This is a genomic window from Cycloclasticus sp. (assembly GCA_040743155.1).
Lineage (GTDB): Bacteria > Pseudomonadota > Gammaproteobacteria > Methylococcales > Cycloclasticaceae > Cycloclasticus.
Window position 1 is genome coordinate 358,873 of the sequence record JBFLJU010000001.1, and the last position, 13,425, is coordinate 372,297.

Here is a 13,425-nt window from a genome sequence, read left to right on the forward strand (position 1 = left end):
TTGTTGTTATAGCATTTTGCAAGCAGCCATGCATCTACTTAAAGCGGGCTAACGTTCTCTGTTAAAATGAATGGATGAATAGCGTAGATAAAACTAGAACTAGATTTAACAAGCTTCAAAAACGTTTACGGCGTGAAATGGGGCAGGCGATTGCTGACTATAATATGGTCGAAGACGGTGATCGAATTATGGTGTGTTTATCAGGGGGCAAAGACTCCTACACCATGTTGGATATTTTGATAAATTTACGCAATAGTGCACCGGTCGATTTTGAATTGTTAGCGGTGAATTTAGATCAAAAGCAGCCGGGATTTCCAGAGCATATTCTGCCTGAATACTTGCAATCAATTGATGTGCCGTATCACGTGATTGAGCAGGATACCTATAGCGTCGTCACCCGTGTTGTGCCCGAGGGGAAAACAACCTGTGGCTTATGCTCAAGAATGCGCCGCGGCGCATTGTATGCCTATGCAGAGGAGCATGGCTTTAACAAAATTGCCTTAGGGCACCACCGTGATGACATCATAGAAACGTTTTTTCTGAATATGTTTCATGGTGGGCAATTAAAGGCAATGCCGGCAAAGTTAAAAAGTGATAACGGTAAGCACATTGTGATTCGCCCGTTGTCGTATTCGAGAGAAAAAGACATCGCTGAGTTTGCCGGTCTCAAAGCTTATCCAATTATTCCCTGCAACCTGTGCGGCAGCCAAGAAAACTTACAACGTGTACAGATGAAAAATATGCTGAAACAATGGGATAAGGAATTTCCGGGGCGCGTGGAAAGTATTTTCAATAGCTTGAAAAATATAAAACCGTCGCAATTATTAGACAGGCAGATGTTTGATTTCGAAAATTTAACGCAAGCGGTAGAAGCTCAGGATGAGAAAGTGACTCAATATCAACCCATTATTTTTCCAGCCATGCAGACGAATAAACAGTAATGGTCGGCTCATTTTTATTGCGCTGGTTGTTGTCTTTTTGGGTAAAGGCTAAGGTTTTACCAAAAGATGATGAGTGGTTCGACACGCTTAAAAATAAGAAAGTGTGTTACGTGACTTTTAGCGATGCCTGTGCAAAACAGATCGTTTTAGAGCAAGCGTGTAGAGACCTGAACCTGCCCTTGCCTTCCGATGGTATTGAGGCCGGAGCGGCCGTTGAGCCCTATGCCTTGTTTGCATTGGAAAGTCTAAAGGATCGTAAAGGGTTCGCAGCGCCAAAGCGTTTGGCTCGATTAATTGACGCGGCTGAATCATCAGATGAAGATATTCTGATTGTTCCAGTCTCTATTTTTTGGGGCCGTGGGCCTCGAAAGACAGACAGTTTTTGGGGTAGTTTGTTTACGGATGAAGGGGGTAAATCAAACGTATTTTCCCGCGCGTTATCCATACTATTCAATGGACGTTCTACACTCCTAAGGTTTGGTGAGCCTGTTTCTCTAAAACAATTAAGCTCAGATGAGCAAGGCACACAGTTTTTAACGAGAAAGTTAACTCGAGTATTACGCGTTCATTTTGCTAGAACACGTTTAATGACGATCGGGCCAGACCAGTTATCGTCAAAAAAACTGGCTGAAGACTTAATAAAAACGGACCTTGTTCAATTAGCCATCCAGCGCGAAATGAAGCGAAATAAGGTGTCTAAACTGGAGGCGGAAAAACAGGCAAAAGCCTATGCCATTGAAATTGCTGCGGTGATCAACATTCGTGCGGCTATTGTTTTGGAGAAGATCTTAGGCTGGCTATGGAACAAGTTATACGACGGTATTGTGCTCCATCACTTTGCACGAGTGGAGCGTTTGTCACGCAAACATCAAATAATTTATGTGCCGAGTCATCAAAGTCACATGGACTATTTAGTCTTGTCTTACGCCTTGTTTACACGAGGTCTTGCGCCGCCCCATGTGGCTGCCGGTGTCAATTTGAACATACCGATCGCAGGCCCTTGGATTAGGCGCTGTGGTGCGTTTTTTTTACGTCGGACATTCAAGGGTAACGTTGTCTATGGTGCCGTGTTTGAAGCCTATATGGGGCATTTAGCCAGTACTGGTACCGCAGTAGAGTACTTTGTGGAGGGTGGGCGTAGTCGTACTGGACGTAAGCTGAAAGCAAAGCCCGGTTTATTAGCAATGAGCGTACGAAGTTATCTTAGAAACCACAAACGTTCAGTTGTTTTTCTGCCCGTTAATTTCGCTTATGAAAAACTGGTTGAAGGTGAAACTTACGTTAACGAGTTGAGTGGTAAGCCAAAGAAAACTGAGTCGGTGATGGGGGTATTAAGGTCATTTAAGGCACTGAAGGATCACTTTGGACAAGTGCACGTGAACTTTGGTTCGCCCATTTATTTGGATAAGTTGATTGATGCTGAGTACCCACAATGGCGGCGTGAAGAGTGCGCCGATAATAAAGAGCTAGTTAATAAGGTCGTCACTAAGTTGGGCTCGCAGATTATGTCTGGCATCAATGAAGCGACACACGTCAACGCAATGGGCTTATTGGCGATGGCGTTGTTAAATGCGCCGGAGCAATCGATGAGTGAGGCGGCTTTAATAAAGCAATTGGACGTGTATTTAGCGCTATTAGAAGCAGCTCCCTATTCTAAAGAGGTGACACAGGTCGAGTTAAATTCGGTGCAAACGATCGCCTATGGTGAACAATTCGGCATTTTAAAAAGAGAGTCGAATGACGGCGCTGAGCGGCTATTTGTAGAAGGCAGTGATGCCGTACTGCTGACCTACTTTAGAAACAATGTTGTGCATTTGTTCGTGTTGCCCTCATTTATTGCGTGTTGTTTCTTAAGTCATCCATCGTTGAGGAAGAAGCAAGTGGTGCATTGGTTTAGGTTGCTGTACCCATTTTTGAAAGATGAGCTTTCAATGTATTGGAGTAATAGACAGGTCAGTTATAGCGCCAACAAAGTGATTAGCTGTCTGGTTGATCAAGGCTTGCTTAATCAATCATCTGATACCTTGTCTGTGAACAACGGCCAACAACAAACGATAGCGCATTTGTCTCGTGGCGTGCTGCTCAGTTTAGAGCGTTTTTATTTAACGGTACTGCTTTTAAAGCAAAAAGGAGAGGGTGCGTTCACGCGGTTTGAATTGGAAAAAGCTTGTGGCGGCGCCGCTGAAAAGCTATCAACGCTGAATGGTTTAAACTCACCAGAATTTTTCGATAAGGTGTTATTTAAGGGCTTTATTGAAATGCTTTATAACGAAGGAATTATTTGGGCCAACGACAAAGGGAAATTGACCTATGGTGCTGTGCTTGACTCAATCATAGATGATGCTGGCCTAGTGATGAGCCAGCAGGTACGCAAAAACCTTCATCAACTGATTGAGTCTTCTGTTAACTGAGCTGTTCGAAAATCCTAAACCCAGCGATGTAAGTACCGGCGGCGGAGCCAACGGTACTAAACAAGAACACCAATAAGGTACGAGAGACTCGGTTTTTCCACCAACCGCCAATGTTCACGGTGTCATATTTTAGTGTTGAAAAGTCACCTACGCGTGGTTTTCTTAGCCATGCTTCGGTTGCAGCGGTGACCATGCCAGCGCCAACGGTTGGGTTAAGCGAGGTGAGAGGCGCGGCTAAAAACGCAATGATAATGGTGAGTGGGTGGGCGTTCGCTAATAAAGCGCCTATCGCGGACAGACCGCCGTTAATGACAACCCATTCGGCGACGAGTTGCCAACCTAGTTCAGGTGCTCGGTTAAAGCCGATACTAAAGCCTGTCAAAATTAGCCCGACAATAATCCATGGAATAATTTTTGGCCATCGGCTGGCGGCGGGAATGCTTTCCAGTTCTTCAATGCTTTTTGTACCCTGAAGTTGCGAGTTAATATACGTTTTAATGCCTTTTAAGTGACCGGCACCAATAACAACCAATATGCTTTTATATTTGCCGGAATTTGCATCATCAGATATACGGTGAGCCATATATTGGTCTCGCTCATTGACCAAAGGCGTATAAATTTCACTGGAGGATTCAGCAAATTGGGAAAAAGTGGCGTCTAACACATCGCCTTCTTTTAGCTTTTCAATATCTTCTTCGCTGACTTTTTCTGAAAACATGACGCTGGCAAGCAAGCCGGAAAAAAGCTCTATGCGTTTCCACCAAGGTACATTACGGTACACACGCTTGAGGGTGATGCCAACTTCGCGATCAATCAATAACACGGGTTTATGAGACTGGATTGCCAATTCGGCGGCTACTTTCATTTCAGCGCCAGGTTCAATGCCTAGTTCATCAGCCATTTTTTGTTGGAAGGCACCTAGGGCTAAGCTGGCGGTGACCATACTGGCTTTGCCGCTCTTAATGACATTAAATAGATCCATTTGAGCGAGGCTATCGGGGTCGATTAATGCATTGTATCGGCTGGGGCAAAGCTCAATCGCGACGGCATCGTAATCGTTTGTTGAAATCAGCGTTTCGACAGCATCGACACTCGCTTTCGAGACGTGCGCCGTGCCCAGTAACGTAACCTGACAGTCGTTAATGATAAGGGTTTCTATGGGTTGGTCGACATCGTTGTTCAAGGCAATTCTCTATTTGTAGTGTGTTAATGATTAACGGTATTATCGGTGATGTTTAAATCTTTCGCCCAGCCTTTTGCGACCAAAAAGACACGTTTACTTTCTTGGTCTGTTTGTTTCTCCGCTGAGAAACCAGCTAAGCATAAGGGTAAAGAGTGTAGCCTATTGGCAAAATATTGAAGGATCTCCTCAGTGGAGTAATAGCTGTTATTCGATGAATAGTGCTGGGGAGCTAGCCATTGGTCCTTTTCTAAAGGCTGCCACTGAAGGTTTGATGACTTAAAGTGTTGCCAAAAGTCATCTGGCCGCGCCCATTCTCCACGCTGATGTAAGTTTGAAACAAGCCCAGGGTAACAATGATTTGATAGTCCGAGGGGGTGAAATAGCCGACCCTTCATCAAGCAAATATGCTCGTCAATGGTAATGTTTAGTTGCTTAAGCTTATGTTGTGCCGCAGGGTGCGAGGACAATTGGCTTTGGCGTGTTTGCATCGTTTTGTATTTGATGTCTAAGCGGTCTTTTAACATCGGGCCGACCCAATGATGAGTTTGAGCGGTGTCTCCTATACCTAAGTAAAATTTACAAGATACTTCCCAGTGCTGAACCTTATTATTTAAGTTGTCTTGCACAATAAAATCAAACTCACCAATGGTTCTGCTGGAATCTTGTATCTGCAGGCTCTGAGCTAAAATATTGTATCGGCCACTATGGCGAAACCAATAAGTGAGTAAGGTTTCAAAGCGATGTCCTAAACGATGGTCATGCTGTTGTTCTAATAAGCCAACCAACTCGGTGGGGTCTTCGTTTAGCGCGTCTAGTTGTTGCTGAAAATGCTGATAAGATCGCGCCCAATCAGCTGCGCTAGTCCAATTTTGAGCTTGCTGGGTTCCTTGGATAATGGGTGGGTTAGCAATAACCCAGGCGAGATCTCTGACGTACGGATGTTGTAAGAAGCACGTTGTAGGCAAGGCTGAATTACACGTTTTCTGGGCTATTAAACAATAGGTATAAATCAATGACGCAATCTGGAATTTTATCGGCCATGTCGTCGAGTAGCTCATCATTTAGGCTGATATCACCCAGATCATCTTCCAATAACTCGGAACAACTGAGAATCGGTAGCGTGAGCTCTGCAACTTCTTCTGGATGAGTTTCGAACCATGCTTTTTCTTGACTGAAGACACCTTGCATAAAACCAGACGCCCAAAGGGTGAGGGAGTCTTCGTCATCCTCAGCATCACTAGGGTTTGGAAAATCGCCGTTTAATAAGGCCTGTTCAATGTCTTTTTGCAAGTCGAAAATGGCTGATGAAACAGAGGGGCTAGCGACATTGTCAGCTAATATTTCAGCCAGGATTTGTTCCTGTGTTGAAGAGCCTGCTTGAACAACTAAACTGGTTAAAAATCCATGCATTTCAAGGAAGTACATGGCATCTTCTGTTAGTTCGTCAGAATCAAAGAAGTGACTTAAAAGGTCTGTAGAGGTTGACATATTGTGATTGAATTTTATTTGTTATGGGTGCCGTCACACCATGGCATATTGGCGGAATTGCCGCAGCCGCAGATTGTGAGGGATTCGTCTTTTTGGGGCCTGTAAATTAACGGCCGAATGCCGTCAGTTTGTTTATGGCTACCATCACAGTGAGGGGCGTCTTGTGTTTTGCCACATTGACAGATGTAGACCTCTTCACCCTTTTTTACGGTAATGCAGTACGGGTATTGCTGGCTGTACATAATGTCTATCTCTTAAGTGAATGAATGGATTGAATACGTTTAAGCTGTAATAATACAAGAGAGGGTAAAGCCCTTTGGGTGTTCTACCAAACTTCACTATAGATGACAAAAAACGTATGGAAACATTAACACAACTGCTTAACTCAATCAGTAGTTTTGTTTGGGGCCCCGTTATTTTAGCGTTGCTGCTTGGAACGGGCGTTTACTTAATGCTGGGCTTGTTCTTCCTGCCGATTCGACAATTACCCGCGGCGTTCAAATTGATGTGGCGGGGCCGTACGAGTAACGATTTGGCGGATGGGGAAATTAGCCCCTTTAACGCCTTGATGACGTCGTTAGCCGCCACGATTGGCACGGGTAATATTGCCGGTGTGGCAACGGCGATCTTTTTAGGTGGTCCAGGCGCTATCTTTTGGATGTGGCTGACGGCATTTGTGGGTATGGCGACTAAATATGCGGAAGCCGTGTTGGCCGTCAACTATAGAGAAGTTGATGAGAAGGGTGCTTATGTTGGCGGTCCGATGTATTACATTAAAAATGGATTGGGTAAGCATTGGCAATGGCTGGGTTTTTTGTTTTCTTTATTTGGCGCCATTGCAGCATTTGGTATCGGAAATACCATTCAAGCGAATTCTGTTGCTGATGTATTGAGTAGCACCTTAGGCGTGCCAAAATGGCAAACGGGGCTTGTCATGGCTGTTGTCGTTTATGCGGTATTGGTTGGTGGTATTAAGCGCATTGGCCATGTGGCATCTAAACTGGTGCCGTTTATGGGGGTCGCCTACGTTATGGGTGCCGGCATTGTTATTATTCAACGCTTAGACTCTGTACCAACGGCTCTTTTATTGATTGTTAATGACGCCTTTACAGGAACAGCCGCCGCGGGTGGTTTCGCTGGAGCAGGACTGATGGCGGCGATTCGTTTTGGTGTGGCACGCGGTGTCTTTTCTAATGAAGCGGGACTTGGAACAGCGCCGATCGCTCATGCGGCGGCAAAAACGAACAACCCGGTGCAGCAAGGTAAGATTGCAATGCTGGGTACATTCATTGATACCATTATTGTGTGTACGATGACCGCGCTGGTTATTATTTTAACGGGCAGCTGGACCAGTGGAGAAACCGGTGCATCCTTGTCTGCTCATGCGTTTAGTATGGGCTTGCCGGGTTATGGTGAGTATGTTGTGAGCTTCGGCTTGGCTATTTTTGCGCTGACAACTTTATTGGGCTGGAGTTATTACGGCGAGCGATGTGCCGAATATATTCTAGGTGTGGGTGTGATTCGTTGGTACCGAATTGTATGGGTGCTGGCGATCCCTGTGGGCGCAGTAATGAACTTAGATTTCTTATGGCTGCTGGCTGACGTATTAAATGGCTTGATGGCGATCCCAAATTTGATTGCTCTGTTGTTGCTTAGCCCAGTTGTTTTTAAACTCAGCAAAAAGCCAAGCGCTGAATTTAAGCGTTAATGGCTTGTGGGTGAAGCTCTTCGGTACTGGATAAACCTTGTTGAAACATGAGCCACTTTTCAAAAAAATAATTTAACGCCCATTTCTTATTTAAGGTGTCTTTTGGCGATGCGGTTTGCTGTTGATCCTGCATCATATGCCCGTCGATACTGATCACCTCAACCGACTTTGTGTCTAAGTAAATACGGCACTTGAAACGGGGTTGTGGTGGTTCCGCGTTAAGAGTTACTTGGTGCAAATAAACGGTATAAGTAAAAGGGCCTATTGCTAGAACGTCAGAATGAATGGCCGTGCTACTGAAGTCATTTCGTTGAATATTAGGGATAAGCCTAAACAGTTTCAGGTAGTTTTCTTCACAAAGCATTTGTAGGCAGAAAGATTTATTAATCGGCCTTACGGTATGTAACATTAATTTGTTGAGTAACTAGCGTTCGCGCTATCGGTCTCCCAGACAGAAACGTTTGTGACAGGGAAGCCCCCTTTTGCCACATAGTCATAAATGAGTTTGGCCAGAAATTCTGCTGTAGGGTGTTCGTCTACAACCATTAAACGTTCTCCGGCTTCTTGTAGGAGGGGTAGCACGGGATCATTTTTGTGTAAAAGCATATTGTGATCCAGCGTTTCACTAATCCATTTGCCGACAAATTGCTTAAGGTCGGAGAAATCGCAAACCATTCCTTGTTCATTAAGTTCTGCTGACTCCAAGGTAATGGCAACACGGGCAGAATGACCATGCAGATGACGGCATTTGCCAGGGTGGTTCATGAGGCGATGGCCATAACAAAAGCTTAGTTTTTTGGTGATGCGGTACAAATTTTATCCTATGTGTTAAGCGTTAAGCGCCTTTAATGCCTTCGATGGTAGCGGCTACTTCATATTCGCCGCTGTCAACTGGGATGACGCGAATAACCTCTATAAGTGCATTGAGAGGTGGTGTGATTGGGTTGACAGGTTTTACCATAATTTCTAAGGAACAGCCTTGAGTCAGTTTTTCCTTGGTTCTAAAAAGAATACCAGCAGCGCTTAAGTTGATGCTGTTAGCGGTACCTTTTGAACCAGTGCCAGGGTGGGTGAACTCCATATCACATTCAGCATTCATCCGCGCGAACTTACGATGATTTGATGATTCAAGCATATTTAAAACCCCAGCCTTAATTGGTTAAAAGTAAATTCAGTTTAGCCTAAAACTTGAAAAAAGTAACAGCGGATTAATAAATAACAAAAGTCTTCTTCCCTATACTGAGAAACGTATGAAAGCAAAATCTTTGTCACAGATAATTTTACTTGTAAATCAATGGGGATTTTGGCAGTATCGGGGTGGTTCATTCAAGTTGATGGGCTATAACGACCTAGATAGCTGTTAAGTGATTTGGGTGTAAGGGAGCTTATCTAGGTATCAAAATTTAATTCTGAGGGGAAGCAGATGAGTCAACGAGTTGCGTTAGTAACAGGTGGTACAGGCGGTATTGGTGAAGCAGTATGTCAGCGTTTTGTGCAAGACGGTTATAAGGTGGTTGCCGGATATAACAATAAAGAAAAAGCAAAGGCGTGGCAAATTACTCAAAAGGAAGCGGGGTTTGATATTGAAATCGTTCATTGCCCAGTCACTGACTTTGAAGCATGTGGTGCTGCAATCGAATGGGTTGAAGAGAATGTGGGCCCTATTGATATTTTGGTTAATAATGCAGGTATTACTAAGGATGGTATGTTTAAAAAAATGCCAATTGAGCGTTGGGATGCAGTTATTGATACGAATTTGAATAGTGTGTTCAATATGGCGCGTCAAATCTTTGAAGGGATGATTGATCGTGGCTTTGGTCGTATCATCAATGTCTCTTCTGTCAATGGCCAGTTGGGTCAAATGGGACAAGTTAATTATTCTGCTGCTAAAGCCGGCATGCACGGTTTCACCAAAGCCTTAGCGCGTGAAACGGCACGTAAAGGCGTTACCGTTAATACAATATCTCCAGGTTATGTTGCAACACCGATGGTGATGGCCATTGCTGAAGATGTTCGCAAAAAGATTGAAAACGGCATTCCAACGGGCCGTTTATGTAAACCTGAAGAAATTGCTCATGGCATCTCATTTTTAGCGAGTGATCTAGCGGCTTATACAACGGGCTCTGACTTGAGTATGAATGGCGGTTTGTTCATGCATTAAAAATTGCAAGGGCAGTGAATTCGCTGCCCTTTTTATAAAAAAAACATATAGGGGAAAAGGATAAAAATGTCAGAAAGTCACATATACAAGGTGCCCAGCGAGGTCGCTGCACATGCACATATCAATAAAGAACGGTATGAAGCTGAATATAAGCGTTCGATTGAAGATACTGAAGGCTTCTGGAATGAAAAAGCTAGAGAGTTTTTAACGTGGTCTAAAGAGTGGGAGACAACGGTCGAATATGATTTTCCAAAGGGTGAAGTTAAGTGGTTTGAAGGTGGCAAGTTAAATGTCAGTGTTAATTGCTTAGACCGTCATCTGGAAACACGTGGTGATCAGCCGGCGATTATTTGGGAAAGCGATGACCCCGAAGTGGATAAAACGTATACCTATAAAGAACTTCACGCCGAAGTATGTCGGTTTGCTAATGGTTTGAAAGCCGAAGGTGTGAAAAAAGGTGACCGTGTTTGTATTTATATGCCGATGGTTGCTGAAGCGGCTATAGCGATGCTCGCTTGCGCTAGAATTGGCGCAGTGCATTTAATTGTTTTTGGTGGCTTTTCTCCTGACGCACTAAAGGATCGAATTATCGATTCTGAAGCAGCCGTCATTATCGTCACGGATGAAAGTGTACGCGGTGGTAAGGCCGTCCCTCTCAAAGCTAATGCCGATAAGGCGTTAGAGAATTGCCCGTTGGTTAAGTCGGTGGTTGTTGTGAAACGGACAGGTGGCAATATCGGCTGGACGGAAGGCCGTGATGTTTGGTATCACGACTTGCTTGAGAACGCATCGGGTGATTGCCCTGCAGAAGAAATGGACTCAGAAGATCCGTTATTTATTTTGTACACGTCTGGTTCAACGGGTAAACCTAAAGGCGTTGTCCACACAACGGGTGGTTATTTATTACACGCTGCGATGTCGCATAAATATATCTTTGATTATCATGACGGTGATATTTATTGGTGTACCGCTGACGTCGGTTGGGTGACAGGTCATTCGTATATCGTTTATGGCCCGTTAACGAATGGTGCTCAGACCTTAATGTTTGAAGGGGTGCCAACTTATCCTGATGCGTCGCGCTTTTGGAAGGTTGTTGAGAAACATAAAGTGAATATCTTTTATACCGCGCCAACGGCGATTCGCGCCTTAATGGCAAAAGGTGATGATTATGTCAAAGCCTGTGATTTGAGCTCATTACGCATCTTAGGGAGTGTCGGTGAGCCTATTAACCCTGAAGCATGGGAGTGGTATTACCACACAGTTGGGGGCAGTCGTTGCCCGATTGTCGATACGTGGTGGCAAACTGAAACAGGCGGGATTCTAATGACACCGCTGCCTGGTGCAACTGATTTAAAACCAGGTTCTGCAATGCAACCGTTCTTTGGCGTGGAGTTTGGGCTAGTTGATAACGACGGTAAGGAAGTAATAGGAAATCCTGCAGAAGGCATTTTGGTCATTAAAAAGCCATGGCCTGGAATATTTAGAACCTTGCATGGTGATCATCAACGGTATATTGATGCGTATTTTGCAAATTACCCCGGTATGTATTTCCCGGGAGACGGTGCGCGTCGTGATGAAGATGGGGACTATTGGATAACAGGCCGTGTTGATGATGTGATTAACGTTTCTGGTCATCGTATGGGTACAGCAGAAGTTGAAAGTGCGTTAGTGCTTCATCCGGCGGTTGCTGAAGCGGCTGTTATTGGTTATCCGCACGATATAAAGGGTCAAGGGATTTATTCATTTGTTACGCTGATGGATGGTGTAGAAGCTACAGATGAACTACGTAAAGCGCTAGTGGCACACGTGCGTAAAGAGATTGGACCGATTGCATCGCCGGATGTCATTCAGTGGGCGCCAGGCTTGCCTAAAACGCGGTCAGGTAAAATCATGCGCAGGATTTTACGTAAAATTTCTGAAAACTTAATCGATGAATTAGGGGATACGTCAACATTAGCGGACCCATCAGTTGTCGATGAGCTTATCGCAAATCGCCCTGAATAAGGCGTCAACGTTAGACATAAAAAAGCCCGCTTTAAAGCGGGTTTTTTTTATGATAAGAAAAATAATGGGCTAATTTGTTGGTAAGGATGGGAAGTCCAGTCCCGCCATTTTTTGCATTATACGAATGACCTGGCAGCTATAACCGAATTCGTTGTCATACCAAAGATACAGCACACATGAATCACCTGTCGCAATGGTTGCTGTTGAGTCAATTGTGCAGGCTTTACGAGCGCCAACTAAATCCGTTGAAACAATTTCAGTTGATGTGGTGAAGTCAATTTGTTCACGCATAGAAGAATGAAGAGCTGTTTCACGTAGAAAGCTGTTCAATGACTGCTTGTCTGTTTCTTTTTCTAAGCTCAAGTTCAAGATTGCCATAGAAACATTAGGCGTTGGAACACGAATAGCATTACCGGTTAATTTACCTTCAAGTTCAGGCAGTGCTTTAGAGACAGCTTTAGCGGCACCTGTTTCAGTCAGCACCATATTGAGTGCTGCTGCACGTCCACGGCGTTCGCCTTTATGGTAGTTGTCAATTAGGTTTTGATCGTTGGTGTACGAGTGAACCGTTTCAACGTGACCTTTGATAATGCCAAACTCATCATTGATTGCTTTCAATGTGGGTGTGATTGCGTTGGTCGTACAGCTAGCGGCAGAAATGATTTTATCATCAGCTTTGATGTCATCAGTATTGACCCCAAATACGATGTTTTTAACGTCTTTTCCTGGGGCTGTTAGTAAGGCTTTAGCGGCGCCTTTCGCTAAGAAATGCTCGCTCAACTGGGCTTCGTCACGACGAATACCCGTGTTATCGACAATCAATGCATCGTGGATACCGTATTGGGTGTAATCAATTTCTTTCGGATGGCTGGCGTATATAACTTGAATTAAGTTACCGTTGGCCATAATGGTATTGTTATCTTCGTCAACTTTGATAGTGCCTTTGAACGAGCCGTGAACAGAATCACGGCGAAGTAAGCTGGCGCGTTTTTGTAAATCGTTGTCGCTACCTTTACGTACAACAATGGCGCGCAGGCGCATTTTATTGCCAGAACCTGTGCGTTCAATGAGCAAGCGTGCCAACAAACGACCAATACGACCGAAGCCGTAAAGTACAACGTCTCTTGGTGCTGAATCCAATTGCTCTTGGACTTGGCGGACACCTTCGCCAAGTTTTTCAGCAAGAAAAGCATCCAGTTCTAGGCCGCGTGTGTCGTTGTTGAATTGAACGGCCAAAATACCCAGATCAATACGTACGGGCCCTAGTTTCATTTTTTGTAAGGCAATTAAAACTTTGAAGCTGTCGTGAATAGAAAGCTCAGTTTTTTCAAACTGGCGAACATAGCGATGGAGTTTAAGTAGAGTGACGGGTGAGGCGTTAATCAATGTTCGGCCATAAATTTTGAGGACGACCCCGCTTCCACGGTACATTTTGCCAATGATAGGAATCATGCTTTCAGCAATTTCTTGGCGACTTTCCCACTCAGCTAAATATTGATCGTGTTGTTCTACACTCATAAAAGGTACCT

13 protein-coding genes are annotated in these 13,425 nt (G+C 44.4%); 5 read left to right on the plus strand and 8 right to left on the minus strand.

What is annotated here, in order from left to right:
- Nucleotides 1–74: 74 nt before the first annotated feature.
- Nucleotides 75–941 carry a tRNA 2-thiocytidine(32) synthetase TtcA gene (gene ttcA, locus AB1Y31_01835; protein MEW4981906.1) on the plus strand — a complete coding sequence of 289 codons (867 nt, stop codon included), beginning with the start codon at nt 75–77 and terminating at the stop codon, nt 939–941.
- Nucleotides 941–3,352: a glycerol-3-phosphate 1-O-acyltransferase PlsB gene (plsB, locus tag AB1Y31_01840; protein ID MEW4981907.1), complete on the plus strand. Its 2,412-nt coding sequence runs from the start codon at nt 941–943 to the stop codon at nt 3,350–3,352. Before ttcA ends, plsB begins: the two co-directional genes overlap by 1 nt.
- Here the strand turns inward: plsB and AB1Y31_01845 are convergent.
- From AB1Y31_01845 to AB1Y31_01860, 4 genes are read right to left on the minus strand one after another with little or no spacing between them, the layout of a single operon-like run.
- Complete coding sequence (locus AB1Y31_01845) at nt 3,345–4,535, minus strand: TraB/GumN family protein (GenBank protein MEW4981908.1); 1,191 nt, start codon at nt 4,533–4,535, stop codon at nt 3,345–3,347. The two genes, plsB and AB1Y31_01845, sit on opposite strands and share 8 nt — an antisense overlap.
- 23 nt (nt 4,536–4,558) lie before the next feature.
- A complete protein-coding gene (locus AB1Y31_01850; GenBank protein ID MEW4981909.1) occupies nt 4,559–5,500 on the minus strand; it encodes a DUF1853 family protein in 942 nt (313 codons plus the stop codon).
- 7 nt (nt 5,501–5,507) lie between these two features.
- Nucleotides 5,508–6,023, minus strand: coding sequence for a YecA family protein (locus tag AB1Y31_01855; protein ID MEW4981910.1), 516 nt, complete (start codon nt 6,021–6,023; stop codon nt 5,508–5,510).
- 14 nt (nt 6,024–6,037) lie between these two features.
- Nucleotides 6,038–6,265 carry a CDGSH iron-sulfur domain-containing protein gene (locus tag AB1Y31_01860; GenBank protein MEW4981911.1) on the minus strand — a complete coding sequence of 76 codons (228 nt, stop codon included), beginning with the start codon at nt 6,263–6,265 and terminating at the stop codon, nt 6,038–6,040.
- Nucleotides 6,266–6,381: 116 nt separating this feature from the next.
- On the opposite strand from AB1Y31_01860, the gene AB1Y31_01865 reads away from it, so the two are divergent.
- Complete coding sequence (locus AB1Y31_01865; GenBank protein MEW4981912.1) at nt 6,382–7,731, plus strand: sodium:alanine symporter family protein; 1,350 nt, start codon at nt 6,382–6,384, stop codon at nt 7,729–7,731.
- On the opposite strand, the gene AB1Y31_01870 is transcribed toward AB1Y31_01865, so the two are convergent.
- The 3 genes from AB1Y31_01870 to AB1Y31_01880 are packed head-to-tail and all read right to left on the minus strand — an operon-like array spanning nt 7,721 to nt 8,866.
- Nucleotides 7,721–8,140, minus strand: a complete 420-nt coding sequence (locus AB1Y31_01870; protein ID MEW4981913.1) for a DUF1249 domain-containing protein — start codon at nt 8,138–8,140, stop codon at nt 7,721–7,723. The two genes, AB1Y31_01865 and AB1Y31_01870, sit on opposite strands and share 11 nt — an antisense overlap.
- The gene (gene queD / locus AB1Y31_01875; GenBank protein MEW4981914.1) at nt 8,140–8,544 is read right to left on the minus strand and encodes a 6-carboxytetrahydropterin synthase QueD; all 405 of its coding nucleotides are present in this window, start codon (nt 8,542–8,544) and stop codon (nt 8,140–8,142) included. Before queD ends, AB1Y31_01870 begins: the two co-directional genes overlap by 1 nt.
- 22 nt (nt 8,545–8,566) lie before the next feature.
- Nucleotides 8,567–8,866, minus strand: a complete 300-nt coding sequence (locus AB1Y31_01880; GenBank protein ID MEW4981915.1) for a hypothetical protein — start codon at nt 8,864–8,866, stop codon at nt 8,567–8,569.
- Between the two features lie 288 nt (nt 8,867–9,154).
- On the opposite strand from AB1Y31_01880, the gene phbB reads away from it, so the two are divergent.
- Together phbB and acs are read left to right on the plus strand one after the other, a co-directional pair.
- Nucleotides 9,155–9,892 (plus strand): acetoacetyl-CoA reductase, encoded by a 738-nt coding sequence (gene phbB / locus AB1Y31_01885; GenBank protein MEW4981916.1) that lies wholly within the window; start codon nt 9,155–9,157, stop codon nt 9,890–9,892.
- 66 nt (nt 9,893–9,958) lie between these two features.
- On the plus strand, nt 9,959–11,896 hold the full coding sequence (acs, locus tag AB1Y31_01890) for an acetate--CoA ligase (protein MEW4981917.1): 1,938 nt from the start codon (nt 9,959–9,961) through the stop codon (nt 11,894–11,896).
- A gap of 69 nt (nt 11,897–11,965) precedes the next feature.
- Here the strand turns inward: acs and AB1Y31_01895 are convergent, their stop codons facing one another.
- Nucleotides 11,966–13,414: a glyceraldehyde-3-phosphate dehydrogenase gene (locus AB1Y31_01895; protein ID MEW4981918.1), complete on the minus strand. Its 1,449-nt coding sequence runs from the start codon at nt 13,412–13,414 to the stop codon at nt 11,966–11,968.
- Nucleotides 13,415–13,425 lie beyond the last annotated feature (11 nt).

Coding starts and splice junctions, on each gene's coding strand:
- AB1Y31_01860 (MEW4981911.1), bottom strand. CDS start 6,265: ATGTACAGCCAGCAATACCCGTACTGCATTACCGTAAAAAAGGGTGAA.
- AB1Y31_01880 (MEW4981915.1), bottom strand. CDS start 8,866: ATGCTTGAATCATCAAATCATCGTAAGTTCGCGCGGATGAATGCTGAA.
- AB1Y31_01865 (MEW4981912.1), top strand. CDS start 6,382: ATGGAAACATTAACACAACTGCTTAACTCAATCAGTAGTTTTGTTTGG.
- plsB (MEW4981907.1), top strand. CDS start 941: ATGGTCGGCTCATTTTTATTGCGCTGGTTGTTGTCTTTTTGGGTAAAG.
- AB1Y31_01870 (MEW4981913.1), bottom strand. CDS start 8,140: ATGTTACATACCGTAAGGCCGATTAATAAATCTTTCTGCCTACAAATG.
- AB1Y31_01855 (MEW4981910.1), bottom strand. CDS start 6,023: ATGTCAACCTCTACAGACCTTTTAAGTCACTTCTTTGATTCTGACGAA.
- ttcA (MEW4981906.1), top strand. CDS start 75: ATGAATAGCGTAGATAAAACTAGAACTAGATTTAACAAGCTTCAAAAA.
- phbB (MEW4981916.1), top strand. CDS start 9,155: ATGAGTCAACGAGTTGCGTTAGTAACAGGTGGTACAGGCGGTATTGGT.
- AB1Y31_01895 (MEW4981918.1), bottom strand. CDS start 13,414: ATGAGTGTAGAACAACACGATCAATATTTAGCTGAGTGGGAAAGTCGC.
- acs (MEW4981917.1), top strand. CDS start 9,959: ATGTCAGAAAGTCACATATACAAGGTGCCCAGCGAGGTCGCTGCACAT.